Annotated in this window: 1 protein-coding gene; it reads right to left on the minus strand. The window is 64.5% G+C overall.

What is annotated here, in order from left to right; all coding sequences use genetic code 11:
* Positions 1-47: 47 nt before the first annotated feature.
* Positions 48-1342, minus strand: a 1295-nt coding sequence (locus FHS96_RS29365; protein WP_429600416.1) for an IS701 family transposase, incomplete at its 5' end; no start/stop codon positions are given.

Consider the following 1342-nt stretch of genomic DNA (forward strand, 5'->3'; position numbering starts at 1 on the left):
AGCACTACTTTGGCACATTTATAACCACTGGGTTCGTGAGGCGCTCGTTACAGTAGGGGCAGCGCCGCGGCGGTGGCTGAGCGAAGAGGTTGAGGATCGCTTGCCTTATGGCCGGCATGCTTGGCTGTGGCGGCGGGCCCCCGACTCTTTTTTTTCCGTCCCGCTGCCTTGAGGCGGCGAGATTGGAGGAAGGCGTAGGCGATCATCGTCATCAAGGCATGTCGATGTAATCCGGTCCAGGACCTGCCCTCGAAATGGTCGAGGCCCAGCTCCTCCTTGAGTTGCTGATGCGCCTGCTCGCAGATCCACCGCGCCTTGATCGCGGCGGCGAGCGCCTTGAGCGTGGTATCCACCGGCAGGTTCGACACGTAGTATTTCTGCTCTCCGGTTGATCTCCGCTCGCCGACGAGCCAGACCTCGTCGCCCGGCATGCACTGCATGCGATTATCGAGCATCCGGTGCTTGTGGCCCTCGGCGATACGGACGCGGCGGGCTGCAAAAAGGCAGGTCAGCCGGCCTCTGGTGCCGCGCCGCCAGCTGATCTTCCGCCATTTCTCGTCGGACAGCATCGCCTCGGCCGAGATCGGCGGCCGGTCGGGCATGTGATACTGGCGGCGCCTGCCCTTTGCGGCGATCGGAAAGACTAGGCTGATGTCGGCTGGATAGACGTTCTGACGTCGCGAGAGCCCCACTGCCCAGAGCAGGCCGCGCTCGCTCAGCGCTTGCCGGAAAGGGCCGCTCGCCCCATATCCCGCGTCGGCGAGCACGCAGCCGAACCGCACGCCTGAGGCGATGACGCGGTCGATCTCCTCGATCGCGATCTCGGGCTTGGTCAGAGCCTTCTGTCGATCCAGCGGGACATGCGCCCGTGCCATGCGCTCGGCATCCTCCGTCCAGCTGTCGGGGAGGAAGAGCCGCAGCCCCACCATCACCGGTACCTCGCGCGAGGCGAGCGTCACCGACACCAGCGACTGGCAATTGGAAGTCTTTCCGAGCGATGAGGCATATTGTGGCGCGACGCCGACAGAGTGCTGCCCCTTCTTCGGCAACGCCGTGTCATCGATGACGAGGAAGCCAGCCTGATCACCGACCAGCCGATCCGCCTCTTTCAGCAAGGCCACCTCGAGCGGGACGCTATCCCACACCCCGGCGGCTACAAAATGATGAAGCTGGTCATAACCGACACCGCCGGCGCGCGCGGCCATCGGCTGAACGCTCTTGCGGTCTCCCGGACCGATCAAGCCAGCTATGTAGAGCGGGCACATCCGCCGCCGCGCCGGATGCGAAAGCCCTGCCAGAAACGGCTCAAGCCATCGCTCCAGATCGCTCCGCCAGTCTTCGT

It is taken from the genome of Sphingomonas zeicaulis (assembly GCF_050433225.1).
GTDB lineage: Bacteria > Pseudomonadota > Alphaproteobacteria > Sphingomonadales > Sphingomonadaceae > Sphingomonas_D > Sphingomonas_D zeicaulis.